Below are 795 nucleotides of genomic sequence, written 5' to 3'. Positions count from 1 at the left end.
CATCAACGAACTCATGCCTTGGTGTTACGCTGCAAAAGCAGCGTAACAGAGCGCGCCGCCGCCATGAAGACCGGCTTCACCGGACGGACACGTTACAACCTCGTGCCGAACGGGTTGTCGATTGTCTGTAGTGTTCTCTGCTCCAGGTCGATGTATCCCAGATCATAGCTCATGAAGCTGATCAGCCAAATTCCGTCTTCGACTTCCTTGATCCCGAGCTTCTGACCGGCCAGAACGGTCGAGACGTTGATCTTCTTTCGGTGCATGCAGATCCGTCCGCAAGCGGTGACCAGGGCGTCCCTGTCATGGAAGGGATAGTCCAGGTCCGGCAGTCCCTGGTATTGCCTTGGTGAGGCTGTGTAGACTTCCGCCGGTGTCTTCATAGCCAGCGCTTCATGAGGGCGTTCCTCATTGAATTCCTTTATAAAAGCATCGAACTTGGCTTGCTGCTGCAGGCTGTTCATTCCCGGCGGCCGGGTGGCTTCCCTCTTCAGGGTCAGATGCATGCGTTCGTGGCGGCCGTTTTGCTGCGGGTGACCTGGCTTGATGCGTTCGATGCCGATACCCAGACGCAGCCACCACACCGAGAGCTTCGACAGATTGTAGAGCCCGTTTGGCGAGGCGAAGGGCAAGCCGTTGTCCGTGCGGATCGCCGACGGCAAGCCACGCTCCTTGAACAGATCGAGGAAGGCCTCCATGACGGGTGAGACTGTCCGGAATTCTGTGCCCTGGCGCTTTGATTACGCCATTAGGAAGCGGTCTTCGAACATGATTGCGAGCTGGCTTTTCACGGCG

1 pseudogene is annotated in these 795 nt (G+C 57.4%); it reads right to left on the bottom strand.

Going from position 1 to position 795, the window contains the following annotated elements:
- Positions 1 to 92: 92 nt before the first annotated feature.
- Positions 93 to 692, bottom strand: a pseudogene (locus tag ACXAIC_RS24745) (integrase core domain-containing protein); the annotation flags it as partial.
- Positions 693 to 795 lie beyond the last annotated feature (103 nt).

This window comes from Roseibium sp. AWQ4_254, assembly GCF_056161025.1.
This window is presented reverse-complemented; position numbering and strand designations above follow the sequence as displayed.